The 16,083-nt window shown below is 62.5% G+C and carries 13 protein-coding genes; 4 read left to right on the top strand and 9 right to left on the bottom strand.

Annotated elements, in window-relative coordinates; translation table 11 throughout:
• Positions 1 to 46: 46 nt before the first annotated feature.
• The 8 genes from Q376_RS0103295 to Q376_RS0103250 all read right to left on the bottom strand — a co-directional run bounded on the left by Q376_RS0103295 (position 47) and on the right by Q376_RS0103250 (position 11,090).
• The gene (locus Q376_RS0103295; RefSeq protein WP_162177877.1) at positions 47 to 1,549 is read right to left on the bottom strand and encodes an ABC transporter substrate-binding protein; all 1,503 of its coding nucleotides are present in this window, start codon (positions 1,547 to 1,549) and stop codon (positions 47 to 49) included.
• 497 nt (positions 1,550 to 2,046) lie between these two features.
• Positions 2,047 to 2,574 carry a flavin reductase family protein gene (locus Q376_RS21290; protein ID WP_052364909.1) on the bottom strand — a complete coding sequence of 176 codons (528 nt, stop codon included), beginning with the start codon at positions 2,572 to 2,574 and terminating at the stop codon, positions 2,047 to 2,049.
• Between the two features lie 34 nt (positions 2,575 to 2,608).
• A complete protein-coding gene (locus tag Q376_RS0103280; RefSeq protein WP_027349094.1) occupies positions 2,609 to 3,967 on the bottom strand; it encodes an LLM class flavin-dependent oxidoreductase in 1,359 nt (452 codons plus the stop codon).
• Between the two features lie 128 nt (positions 3,968 to 4,095).
• Positions 4,096 to 5,442 (bottom strand): LLM class flavin-dependent oxidoreductase, encoded by a 1,347-nt coding sequence (locus tag Q376_RS25305; protein ID WP_245598897.1) that lies wholly within the window; start codon positions 5,440 to 5,442, stop codon positions 4,096 to 4,098.
• A 50-nt stretch (positions 5,443 to 5,492) separates the two neighbouring features.
• Entirely contained in the window at positions 5,493 to 6,614 is a 1,122-nt protein-coding gene (locus Q376_RS21280) for an oligopeptide/dipeptide ABC transporter ATP-binding protein (RefSeq protein WP_052364907.1), read from the bottom strand.
• 1 nt (position 6,615) lies between these two features.
• A complete protein-coding gene (locus Q376_RS21275; protein ID WP_052364906.1) occupies positions 6,616 to 8,586 on the bottom strand; it encodes a dipeptide/oligopeptide/nickel ABC transporter permease/ATP-binding protein in 1,971 nt (656 codons plus the stop codon).
• Complete coding sequence (locus tag Q376_RS21270) at positions 8,583 to 9,524, bottom strand: ABC transporter permease (RefSeq protein ID WP_043446010.1); 942 nt, start codon at positions 9,522 to 9,524, stop codon at positions 8,583 to 8,585. The genes Q376_RS21275 and Q376_RS21270 overlap by 4 nt, the downstream gene beginning before the upstream one ends.
• A 12-nt stretch (positions 9,525 to 9,536) precedes the next feature.
• Positions 9,537 to 11,090: an ABC transporter substrate-binding protein gene (locus Q376_RS0103250; RefSeq protein ID WP_162177876.1), complete on the bottom strand. Its 1,554-nt coding sequence runs from the start codon at positions 11,088 to 11,090 to the stop codon at positions 9,537 to 9,539.
• 186 nt (positions 11,091 to 11,276) lie between these two features.
• Here Q376_RS0103250 and Q376_RS0103245 point away from each other — a divergent pair, with 186 nt between their 5' ends.
• Complete coding sequence (locus tag Q376_RS0103245; RefSeq protein WP_027349092.1) at positions 11,277 to 12,170, top strand: LysR family transcriptional regulator; 894 nt, start codon at positions 11,277 to 11,279, stop codon at positions 12,168 to 12,170.
• 62 nt (positions 12,171 to 12,232) lie between these two features.
• Here Q376_RS0103245 and Q376_RS21265 read toward each other — a convergent pair whose 3' ends face one another.
• The gene (locus tag Q376_RS21265; RefSeq protein WP_052364905.1) at positions 12,233 to 13,123 is read right to left on the bottom strand and encodes a LysR substrate-binding domain-containing protein; all 891 of its coding nucleotides are present in this window, start codon (positions 13,121 to 13,123) and stop codon (positions 12,233 to 12,235) included.
• Between the two features lie 130 nt (positions 13,124 to 13,253).
• On the opposite strand from Q376_RS21265, the gene Q376_RS0103235 reads away from it, so the two are divergent.
• The 3 genes from Q376_RS0103235 (at position 13,254) to Q376_RS24640 (ending at position 16,048) form a co-directional block, all read left to right on the top strand.
• A complete protein-coding gene (locus Q376_RS0103235) occupies positions 13,254 to 14,177 on the top strand; it encodes a hypothetical protein (RefSeq protein ID WP_052364904.1) in 924 nt (307 codons plus the stop codon).
• A gap of 103 nt (positions 14,178 to 14,280) precedes the next feature.
• Positions 14,281 to 15,723: an LVIVD repeat-containing protein gene (locus Q376_RS0103230; RefSeq protein WP_043446008.1), complete on the top strand. Its 1,443-nt coding sequence runs from the start codon at positions 14,281 to 14,283 to the stop codon at positions 15,721 to 15,723.
• A 151-nt stretch (positions 15,724 to 15,874) separates the two neighbouring features.
• On the top strand, positions 15,875 to 16,048 hold the full coding sequence (locus Q376_RS24640) for an aldo/keto reductase (RefSeq protein ID WP_211266594.1): 174 nt from the start codon (positions 15,875 to 15,877) through the stop codon (positions 16,046 to 16,048).
• Positions 16,049 to 16,083: the final 35 nt, after the last annotated feature.

Genomic DNA, 16,083 nt, shown 5'->3' with positions numbered 1-16,083 from the left:
TCGATAATTGGAAGTTCCCGCGCCGGTATTGGCGCGGGACAAGGGATCACTGGTTCCAGCTCGCTTCGAAGAAGCGCGGCGTCTCGTCGGGCACAGGGGTGAAATTCAGCCTGCCATCGTAAACGTAGTTCAGCGCATAGGTGAAAATCGGCACCTGGAAGGCCTGATCCGAGATGCGCCCAAGCGCCTTGGCATAGGCCGCCTTGCGGGCTTCGGGATCGATGGTGGTGTTGCCTTCGTTCAGCAGCGCCGTCGTTTCGGCATCGCGGGCGTAGTCGACGGAGGAGCCGTCAAACCAATAGCCCGGTCCCGCGCTGACATCGAGGATCGAGGACGATCCCCATGCCTGGAACCACATCGGCGTACGCCCCTCCGTCCGCGCCTGCGCGATGGCCGAGGCCTGCAGCATGGTCAGGTTCGCCCGGATACCCACAGCAGCCAGATCGCCGATTATCGCCTCGACCACGGGACGGTCGCGATACCCATAGAAGTCGAGCGAAAATCCGTCGGGATAGCCCGCTTCGGCCAGCATCTCCTTGGCCTTCGCGGGGTCGTAGTCATAGTGGGTCACCTCGGTCGCGATGCAGCCGAACTGCGCCGGCGCGCAGGCCGTGTCGATGGTCTGCGAACCAGGGCCAATCATCGCCTCGCGGATGCCGTCGCGGTTGATGGCGTGGTTGATCGCACGGCGCACCTCGAGATTCTTCAGCGCAGTGTCCCCGGTGCGGCCTGCGGCATCCATGCCGATGAAGCCGATGCGCAGCGTGTCGCCGGATTCGACCTTGAGCTGGGACTGGCCCTCGAACTGCTGCACCGCGTCCGGCGGGACGCGCCAGATCCAGTCCAGGTTGCCGGTCATCAGTTCGATCGCTTGGGTGTTGAACTCTGCGATGCGCCGGAATTCCAGTTTCTCGATCGAGGGTCTGCCCTTCACACCGCCGAAGTAATCAGGGAAGGCCTCCATCTTCACCCGCTCGCCGGCGACGACTTCGGTCACGCGATAGGGCCCGGTGCCGATGGGCTGGCGCGACATGCCCTCAGGCCCGACCTCGGCATAGTAATCCGACGGATAGATCGGCAGGACGTTGGCCAGATATTCCAGCACCGCGGGGAATACGCCCTTGGTCTTCAGCCGCACGGTATAGTCGTCGATCTTCTCGGCCCCTTCGAGAAAGAAGATCGACTGGACGGTCGGGTGGGTAGTGACATATTCGACCGTGCCGACCACATCATCCGCAGTGAAGTCGCTGCCATCATGGAACTTGATCCCATGTCGCAGCTTGAATTCAAGCGTAGTGTCGTCGATCCACTCGAAAGATTCGGCCAGATGAGGTTCGATCTGGTTAGTGTCGTTATTACGGTAGATCAGCGTATCCCAAATGTGGTGTCCCAGCACGATTCCCTCGCGAATCGTATGGGTATAGAAGTCGATGCTGGAAGGCATGCTGTCAGAAGCCCAGACCAGCGAATTGTCCGATGGACCGGCCATTGCAGGCATCGCGCCCAGGCCAAGAACAATCGCGGCGGTATAAGCAAGCGTTCGTTTCATATCCATTCCCATTGAAGGATCGTGACGCCTTTATTGTTTTTAGAAACGTTACCCTAAGGAACGTAATTTTTTATCTATAGTTCTTTAAAGCCTGGGGACTGTCAACATAGACGATGCCTGAAGCCGTTACTTTTTCATGCAGCGTCCTTCGGCATCGACTCCCGCTTGGCATCCAGCCCACCAACTCTCCGACACACTTGGACGGCGGTTGCGGGCTGCATGTGCAACACATCCATTGAATTAATGCCAAAGGCGCATGCCGCATAGCCGTGATCTCTTGCATGGCTTCTCGCATGGTTTTTTGCACGGCTTCTTACATGGCTTCTTGGATCATTTCTTCGCCATCTCGATCGAGCATGCCATCAAGCGAGGGTGGTATGCCTGCATGACCCGATGAAGCTCCAGCTGTCGGGCCCGATCTCCCCTTTATCCACGCACGCATCGCCATTGGCATTACCGGCCTTCGGTATATCCATGCTGGGGGATGTGCGCCGGGATCACATCCCTGCGGAAAACCGCCCGTAAGTGCCTTGGCAATAGATCAGTGGATCGTCGCCCGAGGTTCCGATCGCGCGGTCGATGCGGGCGATCAGGCCGGTATGCGTGCCATAGTCGAAGCGATGATCGGTCAAGCAAAACAGCGTTGCCTGCGCCTGGCCAAGCCACGGCAGACCATCGGTCCGCCGTCCGGCGGCCGCCAGCTCGTGCCAATCCCCATGTGCGAACCGATCAGGCCCAGATGCGCGGCCAATCGCCGCCGCCACGTCGCGCGCGCCATGGCCCAGGATACCGAGCGAGAACGCTGCCCTTCGCGTCAAGGCATCGTGAGCCGAAGCCGAACGATTCACGCAGATCAGTAGCGAAGGCGGCTCCATCGATACCGAGGTAACCGCAGTAGCCAGCATGGCATGACGCTGCCCCTCCCACTCGGTAGCGATCAACGCCACGGTCGAACCAAAGCCGCGCCACAGTCCGCGAAAGGTGGCGGCGTCCCCTTCCAGAACGTTTTCAGTCACCATCGTCATTCGGCCCACTCCGGTCATTACCCGTGCGATGTGATCATAGCGATGCGACCTTGCTGCGATGACGCGCGGCGATATCGCCCAGTTCCGGCAATGCCAAGCCTAAGTTCTCGCGCAGCGTCGGGCCTTCGTATTCGGTGCGGAACATGCCGCGCGCGCGTAGCTCCGGCAGGATGAATCCAGCGACGTCTTCCATGCCGTTGGGCAGCGTCGCGGGGCAGATATTGAATCCATCCGCGGCATTGTTTTCCGCCCATTTCTGCAGTTCGTCGACGATCGATTCAGGCGTCCCCACGATGGTCCATCCAGAGTTTCCCGCTGCTACCGTCAGGTAGACGTCCCGGATCGTCAGATCGTTCTGCTGCGCCATCTGGTAGAGACTGTCGGCCAGCGACTTGACCTTGGCATGCTTGGGCTCCGGCAGCGGACCGTCGATATCGTAACCGCGCAGATCACCGAAATGGTGATAAAGAATCGACAGGCCCACTTCCGGCTCGATCAATCGCTGCAAAAGGTCCTGCTTGGCTTTGGCCTTCTCCATCGTCTCATCGACGTAGAAAGTCACGCCAGGCATGACCAGGAGCTCGGAAGGATCGCGACCGTAGGCAGCCACGCGGGCCTTCATATCGGCGTAATAGGCCTGCGCTTTTTCGATCGAATGGGAGGAGGAGTAGATGACATCCGCCGCCCGAGCGCCAAGATCGCGCCCCGGCTCGGAGCCTCCGGCCTGCACGATGATGGGTCTGCCTTGCGGCGTGCGCGCCGAGTTCAGCGGCCCTCTGACCTTGTAGAAACGCCCCTGGTGATTGAGGATGTGCAGCTTCTCCGGGTCATAGAACAGCCCGCTTTGCTTGTCCCGCAAGAAGGCGTCCGGTTCCCAGCTGTCCCACAGTCCGGCCACGACATCGACGAACTCATCCGCCATCGCATAGCGCGTGTCGTAGTCGAAATGCTGGTCACGGCCGAAATTCCAGGCCTCCTGCTCGGACCAAGAGGTGACGACGTTCCAACCGGCGCGGCCGCCGGAGATGTGATCGAGCGAGGCGTAGCGGCGAGCGACGTTGAACGGCTCGTTGTAGCTCGTCGATGCGGTCGCCACCAGGCCGATGTTTTGCGTGCACGCAGCGATAGCCGACAACAGCGTGGTCGGCTCCAGCTCTGCATTCTTCATGCTGCGGGCGGCTGAACCGGGTGGCAGATCGTCCTCACGCACGCCTACGCTGTCGGCGAAGAAGATCATGTCGATCTTTTCCGCTTCGGCCTTTTTCGCGACCTTGAGAAAGTGCTGCAGGCTGAGCGCACCATCGGACGGAACGTCCGGATGACGCCAGGCGGCGACGTGATAACCCAGAAATCGACAGGAGAGTCCGAGCTTTATTTGGCGAGCCTGGGCCATGATTTTTCCTTTGCTGGCAGCAATGAGAGCGAGCACCGCGGTTTCAGTCCGAAACGCTCTTGTGATATTGAATCGAAGGCATCGAATGCTGTGACGACTTCCCCTGGACGAGCAGGGATAAAGTGGGCTCAGTTCGAGATCGAAATGCGATCATCGCTTTTCGAGCGCCCATCGTTCGATTTGTTTTTCAGGTCGGGAACCGGGTTTAGACCGAGATTAGCGCGCAAAGTCTCTCCTTCATATTCGCGATGGAATATGCCACGCCGCTTCAGTTCCGGGATGAGCTTGGTGATGAAGTCCTCGGCGCCACTCGGGAAATAGGGAGCCATCAGGTTCCAGCCGTCGCAGGCACCGCTTTCGAACCAGCGCTGCATGTGATCAGCGATGGTTTCGACGGTTCCACAAACCACGCAGTGCCCTGAGGAGAGGGATATCTCTTCATAGACCTGACGCACCGTCATCGGTTTTTCCCGCAGGCGGCGCTCCCATTGATCGCGCGCGCTCTTGACCCCATTCGATTCCGGCAGCGGCAAAGGCACCGGGTCGTCCGGATCAAGATGGCTCAGATCGCCGAAGGTCTTGGAAATGAGCTGCATCCCCACCTCGGGGTGGACGAGGGACTTGAGCTCCGCCATCCTAGCCTGCGCTTCGGCCTCGGTCGCCCCGATGATCGGCATCAGGCCCGGCATCACCAGCACCTGGGACGGATCGCGGCCCGCCGCCGCTACTCTTGCCTTCATATCCGCGTAGAATTCCTGCGCCAGTTGCAGGTCCTTCTGTCCCGTATAGATGATGTCCGCGACCCGCGCTCCGAGGTCGCGCCCGGGCACCGAACTGCCAGCCTGCGCGATCACCGGATGCCCCTGTGGCGAGCGACGCAGGTTCAGCGGGCCGCGCACTTTGTAGAACTCACCCTGGTGGTTCAGCACATGCATGCCTTCGGGGCGAAAATACTGCCCGCTGGCCTTGTTCGCGATGAAGGCGTCATCGTCGAAGCTGTCCCAAAGGCCGGTGACCACATCGACGAATTCGTTCGCTCTCGCGTAGCGTTGCGCATGTTCCATCAGCGTATCGCGATTGAAGTTCAGCGACTCGTCCTCGCTCCAGCCGGTCACCAGATTCCAGCCCGCCCGGCCGTGGCTGATGTGATCGAGCGAAGCGTACTTCCTGGCCAGCGTATAGGGCTCGTTATAGGTGGTCGATGCCGTGCAGACCAGCCCGATCTTCGACGTGATCGCAGCCAGCGCCGCCAATAGCGTCAGCGGCTCGAACCTGTCGATATGGCCATGATAGCTGAGCTCCTCGGCATTGCTGTGCGGGATGCGCACCGCCGCGCCATCGGCGAGGAAAACGAAATGGATCTTGGCCTCCTCGGCCATCTTGATGATCCGGGCATAGCCTTCGAAATCGTTGGCGATGTCGGGGTCGGCATCGGGATGGCGCCAGCCCGAACTATGGCCGCCGTTTTGCACCATGTTGATGCCGATCTTCATCATCGCTCTCGGTTGCGTCATTTGGGTCTCCATTACCGGCCTGCCACCGGCATTTGCGGTTCGGATGTCTGCGCCGGCGCGCGGCGAAGAGGAAAATGGCAAAGACAGTCTTCGGGCGTAGCGCGGATGCCGCCGCGCGGCCCGGCCTGTGGGCGCATCTCGACGCAAAGACGAGGCAAACGATGCCCGTCCGCGGTCACCAGCCTGTGCGGTTGCGTATGCGTCGCCAACGTTCGGGCATGGAGGCAACGGGTGTGGAAAGCACAGCCCGTAGGAAGCGCGAGCGGACTGGGCACCTGGCCTTCGAGCAAGCGCACGGGGTTGGCCCTTGCCGCTTCCGGGTCGTCTTGCGCCACGATCGAGAGCAGGCTGTCGGTATAGGGATGGGCAGGCGCGTCGCACACCCGTCGGGTCGGACCATGCTCGACGAAGCGGCCCAGATACATCACCCCGACCGCATCGGCGAACCGGCTGACCAGTGCCAGATCATGGGTGATGAACAGATAGGTCAACCCGAGCGTTTCCTGCAGATCGACCAGAAGGTTGATGATCTGCGCCTGTACGGATACGTCCAGCGCGCTGACCGGCTCGTCCAGGACCACGATTTCCGGCTCGCAGATGATCGCCCGCGCGATGGCGACGCGCTGTCGTTGCCCGCCTGAAAGTTCGTTCGAGTAGCGCCCTAGATGCGCGACATTCAGCCCGACCTGACGAATAGCCTGTGCGATCCGCCGCCGCTGGCCTTCGCGACTGCGCTCGATACCGTGGACGATCAGCGCCTCGCGCAGAACCTCATAGACCGTCTGGCGTGGGTCGAGCGAGGCCCGGGGGTCCTGCAGCACCATCTGTATTCGCCGCCGAAGCCTGCGCTTTTCACGCGGCTTCAGCGACTGGATCGGCTGCTCATCCAGCAGTATCTCGCCCGCCGAAACCTGCACCAGCCCAGTGATCGCCCGTGCCAGCGTGCTTTTACCCGAGCCGGATTCCCCCACGATGCCGAAGCACGATCCGCGCGGCACGTCGAAACTGACGTCGTCGACGGCCTGCACGCGGCGGCTGGGCGCCTTGCTGAACAGCGGGCGCGGCAGGGTAAACCCGACCGACAGGTTGCGTATGCTCAGGATCACGTCGCTCGAGGCATCGACACAGGGCATCTCAGCGCTCCTCGGCGAAATGGCAGGCGACCAATTGGCCGCCGACGGCGCGCGCCGCGGGGGCCTGGGCCTGGCATCGAGCGCGCCCCTGGGCACGGCTGCAACGCAAAGCGAAGCTGCATCCCGGCGGGAACTGCCCGAGCATCGGCGGGTCCCCGGTGATCGCCATGAGCCGTTTGCCCTCGCCTGCACTATTGAGCGTCGGTGCCGCCGCCCGCAACGCCTGGGTATAGGGATGCAACGGATGGCGGAACACATCCTCGACCGAACCGGTCTCGACGATCCGGCCGCCGTAGATCACCGCTACATCATCGGCGTAGCGCGACACCAGCCCGAGATCGTGGGTCACCAGCATCATCGCCATCCGATTTTCCAGCTGCATTCGACGCAGCAGCACGAGGATCTGCTGTTGGATCGTTACGTCCAGCGCCGAGGTCGGCTCATCCGCCAGCAGAATATCGGGATCCTGGGCCAGCGCGATGGCGATGACGATCCGCTGCTTCATCCCACCCGAAAACTGATGTGGATACTGGTCGAGCCGCTGCTTCGGATCCGCGATCTGCACCGCGGTAAGAAGCTCCACCGCCCGGCTGCGGGCCTGCGCTTTGGGCATCGGATTGCCCGACAGGATCGCTTCGATCAACTGCGCCCCCACGGTCATGACCGGATTCAGCGCGCTCGATGCATCCTGGAACACCACGCCGATATGGCTGCGGCGCAGCTGCTGCAGCCGAGTGGCCGACATGGCATCGACATCTTCGCCTTCGATCGCAAGGACACCAGCGGTGATCCGGGCCTGTCCGCGCGGCAAGATGGTGCCGACCGCCCGCAGCAGCGTGCTCTTGCCCGAGCCCGATTCGCCGACGACCGCCAGCGTCCGCCCACGCCTCAGCGTGAAGCTGACTCCACGCACGGCGGGCAGCGCACCGGAATCGGTCAGATAGGACACCTCCAGATCACGAGCGCAAACCAGAACGTCCGTTTGCCTCGCCCCCGAGGCCCGCGCGGGCGCGGCAACGCTGCCAGCTGATCGTTCACGGCCAGGTTTCGCCCGGAGCCTTCGCCACCAATGCACACGCCGCGTCTTCGAGGCGCTAGGGTCGTAGATGTTGCGCAGCTCCTCGCCGAGCAGATTGAAGCCAAGCGCCGAGAACGCGAGAAACAAGCCGGGGAAAGTCGCCATGTAGGGGTGGCTGCGGATATAGGAGCGGCTTTCGCCCAGCATCGCGCCCCATTCGGGTTCGGGTGGCTGGGTGCCGAGCCCGAGGAAGCTCAGCCCGGAAGCGGTCAGCAGCGTCGAGGCGAACAGCAGGCTGGAGAGCGTCACCAGAATCCCCGCGATGTTGGGCAGCACATGCCGCGCCATCACCCGCAATGGAGAACAGCCAAGCGCTACGCTGCCCTCGACGAAAGGTTCAGCCAGGGTGCTGAGCGCGACGGCGCGCGCGGTGCGGATGAATACCGGGATCGAGACCACGCCGACGGCGACGATCACGTTCGTCGTGCTCGGTCCCAGGAGGGCGACGAGCGCCAGCGCGAAGACGATATCGGGAAAACTGAGCATGATGTCGACGCAGCGCATCACCCACTGGTCGAGCCAGCCGCGAAACCATGCCGCCGCGAGCCCGAGCGGAACCCCGAACAGGAAGGCCACGGCAACGCCACCGATGCCGATCCCGAGCGAGGCGTGCGCCCCATGCAGGATCCGGCTGAACTGGTCACGGCCGAGCTGATCCGTTCCGAACCAATGCGCGGCCGAGGGCCCTTGCAAGGTGGCGAGGAAATCCTGCTGGTAGGGATCGAGCGGCGCAAGGAACGGGCCGAACAGCGCAATGAAGACCATGACGGTGACGATACCGAGGCCGATCGCGCCCTTGGGCGAGGATAGCAGCCGCCGCAGCAGCCGGAAGGAAGGTTTGCGACGCCCCGGCACATGCGTTGCACAAAGATCTTCGGAGATGGAAACGGTCATGGGCGTCCATACCCCGTGGCTGACGAATTTTCCTGCGTACGGGGATCGAGCCATTGGCCGATCAAATCGACGGCGAGATTGATGACGATGAACACGGCGGCGAACATCAGCACGCAATACTGGATCACCGGATAGTCGGAGCTGCCGACCGCCTCCACCAACAAGCGTCCGAGTCCCGGGATGCCAAAGACGGTCTCGGTCACCACGGATCCGCCGAGCATCCCACCGAACTGCACGCCTGCGACGCTGACCGCGGCCACCAGCGAATTACGCAACGCATGGCACACGATGACGCGGGTTTCACTCAGCCCCTTGGAGCGTGCGGTATCGAGATAATCCTTGCCCATCACTTCCAGCAGATTGGCGGTCACCAGGCGGCTGAACAGCGCAGCCGGGCGCGTCGCCACCACCACCACCGGCAACACGAAGTGCCAGGGCGTGGTCGCTCCTGCCGCTGGCAACCAGCGCAGTTCCACCGCGAAAAGCCAGATGCACAGCAAACCGAGCCAGTAGATCGGCATCGAAATCCCGGCCAGGGTGAAGATCGTGACGATGGCGTCGAACCAGCCTCCCTGGCGCAGGGCGCAGATCACACCGGTGACGACGCCGAACACTATCCCTAGAACCAGTCCGCCCACCGCGACGATGAGCGTTTTCGGCAAACGCTCGCCGATTTCCTGGACGACAGGGCGGCTAGTGCGATACGAAACCGCGATCTCCGGATCGACGATGCCTTTCAAGAACAGGCCATAGCGCGCGATGGGCGAGCGATCGAGACCGAGATGGCTACGGATGGCTGCGATTTCCTCGTTCGACGCCATGTTCCCCGCCAGCTGGGCGGCGGGATCGCCAGGGATCATGTCGACGAACCAGAATGCCAGGATACTGACGGCGAAGAGCGTGGGGACCGCGACGAGAAGGCGCCTGAGGACGTACATTCATCGCTCCTCTTAGCTATCCGATACCGACACATTGTCGAACACCATGGTTTCATCGGGACGGATGACGAAGTTCTTCACCCGGTCCGCGACTCCCAGCGCCTGTTTCTGATACCAGAGGAAGACGTAAGGATTCGCATCCCAGATGATCTTCTGGATCTCGCCGTAGATCCGCTTTTGCGCATCGGCATCGCTGGATGCCCGCCCTTCGGCCAGCAGCCTGTCGACTCCGGGGTCGCTGAAGCCCGAGATATTGGTACTTACGCCAGTCTTGAACAGCCGATACAAGGTGAAATCGATCCCCGCCGTGGCGCGGCCGACCATGGTCATATCGTCTTTGCGTTCGGCCAAAGGCAAACGACTATTGGCCGACCAATTGGACAGATCCATCACCTGTGGCTTGGCGTCGATGCCGATCGCTTGCCATTGCGCCGCCAGCGCCTGGCAGACCTGGGAATCCTTGATGTAACGGCCATTCGGACAGGTCACCACCAAGGGCAGCGGTTTGCCGGGGCCATAGCCCGCCTCGGCCAATAGCTCCCTGGCCCTGGTCGGATCGAAGGGTTTGGACGCAAAGGTCGCGCGCAGCTCATCCTCCGTACCGGGCCCGACCATGCCGACGGAAGGCGTCGCCAGGCCACCGAGAATGCCCTGGATCATGCCCTCACGATCGATCGATATGTTCAACGCCTCGCGCACCCTCGGGTCCGCCAGCGCCCCGGAATTGATCAGTTCCATACTGATCGAGAACATGCTGTCCGGCAGAATGACCTTGGCCAAGCCGGAGTCGTTTATCGCCTCGATCGAATCCGCGGGTACGCGATCGACGATATCCACCTCACCAGTTTCGATCAGCGCCATGCGCGCGCCGTCTTCGGGCACCGACATGAAAGTGATCTTCTCCAGGGTGGCGGGGACATCGCCTTTGTACAGAGGATTGGGGACGAGGCTGAAACGCTCGCCACCGATGAACTCATCGACGATGTAAGGGCCGGATCCAATCGGTTTTCGGCCATAACCCGCGCCCATCTCGGCATTCGCCTTGACGTCGATGATCCCGGCCGCACTGTTGGCCAGTAGCATCAGAATATGGCCGTTCTTTTCGTTCAGATGGAAAACGACCGTATCTTCGCCCTGTGCCTCGGCTCGGCCTAGCGAGGCATAAAGTCCCGCATAGATCGACCCGCTATTGGGATCGAGCAGCTGATTGAAGGAGGCGGCAATGGCTTGGGCATCGAGTGGATTACCGTTGGAAAAGACATGCCCGGTCTCGAACTGGACGCTGAAGGTCATCCCATCCTCGGACCAGCCCCAGCTGTCGGCCAGTTGCGCAACGACGCTGTTGTCTTCGCCCATGCGAAAGAGCTGTTCGAACACCAACATGTCGACGGCGTTGCCGACCGGGAGCGAATTGACATGGGGGTGGAAGGTCGTGGCGTCTGCCCCCACTGCGATGGTAAGACTGCCGTCAGGAGCAGCCTGTGCGGCAAGCGGAAAGGCCGCCGCGACAAGCAGCGCCAAGATCATTTTTCTGGCTAAAAATCCAAAAAAAAGAAGCGGTTGCATAGAAGATCCTGTTGTTATAGTTGTAGATATTCTGTCGCTTGCAGGGCCATTCGGCCTTGCTCCACGGCTTGTTGTTTTCTGGATGCGGCGCCCACCTCGGCGCATCGATCTGAAGGAACGTTATCGCCGGCCAAACTTTACGTCAACTCATAAAATCATGACGTTCATATCCTGGAGTTATGCATTATGAACTACCGGCAGTTCGAGGTTTTCGTCGCTGTGATCGAATGCGGCTCCGTGACCGCCGCTGCGGAAAAGCTGGACCTCTCCCAGCCTGCCGTGAGCAAGTCATTGAAAATATTGGAAAATGAGTTAGGTGTTCAGCTATTCCTGCGAGGCATCAAAGGATTGCAGGCAACCGATGAAGGCCGGGCGCTCTATCTGGAAGCCTCGCGGATGACGGACGGCTACGCGCATCTCGAAGCCTTCGCCCGCAACCTGCAGCAGATGGAACACGCCCGGCTCGAAATCAGCTGCATTCCCGCACTGTCGATTTCCTGGCTACCGCAGGCGACGGCCAAATTCATGCGTCACTACCCGGATGCCACCCTCGCCTTCCGCAGCCGGAGTTCACCAGAAACGGTTCAGCTCGTCGCACGAGGAGAACTCGACCTGGGCATTTCCCAAGCGCGGTCGGAGGATGCGAATCTCGAAAAAACCAAGCTCTTCGATCTCAACGCCGTATGTATCCTGCCCATCGGGCACCCTCTGGCGGAAAAGCGCGAAATCGATTTTTCCGACCTGGACGAATGCCGCATCATCACGCTCAGTGCCCCAGATGAACTGCAGCGTAATTTCGAGGCGATGATGCTGATGCGCGGCTATGGATTTTCCAGCAAGATCGAGATCTCGCTCGGTGCGATGATGTGCAAGGTGGTCGAAGCCGGCGGCGGGATAGGCCTCCTCGATGAGCAGTCGGCACAGCTGCACGATCCCAGCAAATCCCGCATCCTGCGCTTTTCGACCCCCATCTCCACGCCGGTCTATCTGCTGCGCAATGTCCATAAGCCCAAGACATTGATGGCGAACCTTCTCTCCGAACACATCATCTCCATGGCGAATTCATATCCCACCGGCTGAGCTGACCGTCGGCGCGGTGGCTTGCATGAATAGAAGTGATACGGCATCGCCCATGGCCGATCTCAGCAGGGCTCGAATTCGCCCATGGCGACCTCCAGCAGCCGCGTGGCCACCGGCTCGCGCACACCGGACAGCACCACCAGCGATACGTCCATGTCCGCCTTCACCGATGCGAGCGGCCGCAGCACCGCGCCGGCATGCGCCGCCACCGTCTCCATCGATGCCGGCAGCAGGCCCAACCCGAGTCCGGCGCCGACCAGCGCGGTGACCATTACCGCCGTGCCGACGCGATGGGCCACCACCGGATCGAAGCCGGCCACCTGGCGCAGCACCGAGGTCCCATCGTCGTCGCCGTGCGTGGCGTAGACCACGAAGGGCTGATGCACCACGTCGGCGATGCGGATCTGCCGCCGCTGCGCCAGCGGATGATCGTCGGGCAGCGCCAGCCGCAGCGGCCACGCACCCAGCCGCTGCACCATCAGCTGCGGTGGCAGCGTGCGTGCAAGCGTGGTGGTCAGCGCCGCGTGCACGCGGCCGGACAGCAGCGCCTCCTGCTGGGAAGCAGGATCCATCTCCATCGCCTGGATCTCCACATCGGCGTGGCGACGACGGAAGGCGCGCAGGCACCGCGCCAGCATGCCGGACTCGGCGGCATTGCCCGAGTAGGTCAGGCGCAGCACGCCGGCCTCCCCGCGCAGCGCCCGGCGGGTGAGCCCGGCGGCAGCATCGACCTGGGCCAGGATCTGCCGCGACTGCTCCAGCAGCAGGCGCCCGGCCTCGGTCAGTTCGACCCGGCGATTGCTGCGCACGATCAGGCAGCCGCCCAGCTCCTCTTCCAGCGCCTTGATCTGGACGCTCAGCGCCGGCTGGGCGATATGGACGCGTTCGGCCGCGCGCCGGAAGTGCAATTCCTCGGCGACGGCGACGAAGTAGCGCAGACGGCGCAGGTCCATTGATACCTCTACGTTATCAATTGATCAAAAATAATATATTCGCACAGATCAAGGACCAAGCCGATCATGGGCATTGCTCCACGACGAAGCCTTGTCGGCATCGCCGTCCCGCAATGCGATGGAGACCCTGATGGACCTGAAAATCCGCGCCTCCCTGTCGGCGCTCATACTGGCCACGGCGCTGCTGGCGACGGGCGCCCAGGCGGCCGATTCGGCCACCGCGCCGGCGTCCGAATCGTTCCAGCCGATGCGCAGCTTCATCATGGTGAGCGTGCGCGACGACAGCGACCTGCCGGCCGCCTATCGCTGGCTCTACAAGTACCACGTGCCGGACAGCATCTCGCAATTCGCGCCCTACGTGACCAAGTACGCCACCTACCGCGCGCTGCCGCTGCCCAAGGACGCCGAGGACTTCGGCACCTACAACTGGATCATGACCGAGCACTACTGGCTCCTCAATCCGTTCCACACCAGTGCGACCGCCGCGCCCAACGGCCTGGCGTTCAAGGAATACAGCACCGACGACTACATGCGTATCACTCGCCAGCCAACCGGCGGCGACCTTCGCCCTAGCCAGTGGGTCGGCACGCGCGAGGGCTACCACCCGACCGTGTTCGCCTTCGCGCCGGTGTTCTGGGAGGACGACTTCAAGGGCAGCGATCGCACCATCGAGGACGGCCCGAACTATCGCTGGCTGACCCTCTTCAAGTATCCCGAGGGCGTCACCCAGGAGGAAGGAGACAAGTGGTTCAGGGAGCAGCTCGCTCCACAGATCGCCGGGCTGCCGGAGGTGACCCGCTTCCTGTCCAGCCGCGTGCTCGCCGAACCCAAGACCGGTCCGTTCCAGCGCGTGGCCGAGATCTGGTTCTCCGACAGCAAGCAATGGGAGCAGGCCATGGCCGAGCTGGGCGGGCGGGTCGCCAAGCCGGCCTGGGCCAAGTGGGACAAGTTCCCCTACATGGAACCCTACAAGGACTTCGTCGGCGAGTTCCTGCTGGACCGGCCCGAGTCCGATCACCTCCAGCAGTACAAGGGCTACGTCTCGACACGCTGACCGGCGCGAGAAGCCCCTTCTCGGAAGGGGTGCGGGCACTGCCCGCTCGGCCGCGACAGCATCAAGCATGACCCGATCACCGGACATATCGATGGAGTACGCGATGTTGAGCAGAAGGCAGGTCCTATTGGGAACGGCCGGCACGATCGCGGCCGCCGGCATGGTGACGGCACAGGGCCTGTCGCCACGTGCTGCCGCAGCCGGCGGCAGCGCCGCGCCAGCCGGTGCGGCAGGCGGCGAGTGGAAGAAAGATGCCCTGGGCGCGATGACCCGCAACGTCGAATTGCTCGCCTACCACGACCTTGGCGGTCCAGGCTGCGCCGGCTACCAAATGTCGATGCAGGAGGTCGGAGGCCGCATGTACCTGTACTGCATGCACTGGGCCAAGGTCGGCATGTCGATCCTGGAGGTCACCGATCCCTCCCGTCCGCGTTTCGTCAGGTTCGTGCCCGAGCCCAGCGGCAAGACTGGCATTTCCTCGGTCAAGCTGCAGATCGCCGACGGCATCGGCATCAGCAACATGCAGACGCGCCAGTTCGAGCAGTTCTTCGGTCCGCAGCCGGCGGGCACGCAGTACGACGAGGGGCTGCTGGTCTGGAACATGCGCGATCCGGAAGACCCGAAGCTGCTCGCGCGCTGGCATACCGGCACGCCCAAGGGCACCCACCGCAACTTCTACAACGGCGGACGCTACGTCCATCTGGCGGCGGGCGCCGAGGGCTACGACGGATTCATCTACCAGATACTCGACATCAGCGACCCGGCCAACCCGCGCGTCGCCGGCCAGTGGGCTCACCCCGAGCAGGCCGTGGACGCTTCCCGGCACGTCGAGCTGCACATGCCCTACATCGAGGGCGATCGTGCCTACCTGGCCTACTGGGGCATAGGCCTGGTCATCCTCGACATCTCCAACGTCGCCAACCCCAAGCACATCGGCACCCTGCGTACCCACCCGCCGTTCGGAGGCGGTTCCGGCGGCGCCAGCATGCATACCACCGTGCCCTACCTCGACCGTGAGCTCGTGGTCGTCACCACCGAGGGCGAGCGGCCCTTTTCCCTCGATCCCGACAGCACCGAGGAGATCGTCGGCCTGAAGGGCAAGCAGCAGCCGATGAACATGGTCGGCGTCGTCTCGATCCAGGACCCGGCCAACCCGGTACTCGTCTCGACCCTGCCCAAGCCGGTGCCGCCGCCGGGATCGATCTGGGGCACCGACTACTCGACCCTGAACGGAGCGCACTACCCGTTCGGCAACCACAACATCCACCAGCCCTCCGGGCTACCCGTGCTGGACCAAGGCAACAGCCGCATCTACTGCGCCTACTTCACCGCGGGCTTTCGCTGCTTCGACTTCAGCGAACCCTACAGCCCGCGCGAAATCGCCGCGTACTGCCCGCCCGATCCCAAGCAGTTCAACTGGCAGAAGTACGGCGGCTTCAAGGGGCCGCTGACGATGTGCGCCGAAGACATCATCGTCGACCGCCGCGGCATCGTGTACATGACCAACAGCCAGGACGGGCTGCACATCCTCAAGGTGACCGCCTAGCGGAACCGGCCCCTCGCACCAACCTGGAGGGGCCATCCCATCGGCGATGGACCGGCATGCCCGATGCGCCAGAGCGGGTCCTCGCTCGAGAGTCGAGCATAGCGCCGCGGCATCGTCGCTCGGCGCCAGGCTGAACAGGCGACGATAGTTGTTGAAACAGCCGGTCGTATCCACGGTCATCATCGGTGCGAAACGAGTCGAGCAGCTGCTTGAGAACGTTCAGGCCGCCGCGGTCGTACTGGACGATGAAAACGTGTCGGCGCTCGACGCCGCAAGCCAATTGCCGATCGAATACCCGGGATGGCTGCTGGGAAATGCAGGATGAGGATCAATTCAACGCGGTAGCTGGGACGGACGATG

This window comes from Halotalea alkalilenta DSM 17697, from assembly GCF_000621205.1.
Classification (GTDB): domain Bacteria; phylum Pseudomonadota; class Gammaproteobacteria; order Pseudomonadales; family Halomonadaceae; genus Halotalea; species Halotalea alkalilenta.
The sequence above is the reverse complement of the archived record's forward strand: the minus strand, read 5'-3'. Positions and strand labels throughout refer to the sequence as shown.